Source organism: Citrobacter sp. TBCS-14 (assembly GCF_005280805.1).
Classification (GTDB): Bacteria; Pseudomonadota; Gammaproteobacteria; order Enterobacterales; family Enterobacteriaceae; genus Citrobacter; species Citrobacter gillenii.
Window position 1 is genome coordinate 224 of record NZ_SZWM01001187.1, and the last position, 352, is coordinate 575.

General features: G+C 52.0%; 1 protein-coding gene. It reads left to right on the top strand.

Annotation, left to right across the window (positions count from 1 at the left end):
• Positions 1 to 263 (top strand): FadR/GntR family transcriptional regulator (locus FDX22_RS32185; RefSeq protein ID WP_255433073.1); only part of this gene is annotated, 263 nt, incomplete at its 5' end.
• Positions 264 to 352: the final 89 nt, after the last annotated feature.

Below are 352 nucleotides of genomic sequence, written 5' to 3' on the forward strand. Positions count from 1 at the left end.
CCCTCGATAAGCAATTCCATCTAACAGTATCAGAAGCCAGTCAGAACCGCGTACTGCTTGATATGTCGCGAATGCTGTGGGAACAGCGCGTTAACATCCCGTATGCCGGACTGGACAAACGTTCCGGCAATCGGGATGTATTAACCAGCATGAATACACAGCATAAAGCGATTGTGGATGCGATCCGCCAGGCTGATGCTGACGGTGCTTACCAAAAATCGCTGGAACATCTGGCCTATGTCAGACAGATCGTGGGTCTTTAATAACACCACGCTATTGGCTCAGAGCGGCTACCGCTGCACGTGCGCCTACGCTGTGCAATTGCAGACAGGCAGCGGTTACGCGTTCGATA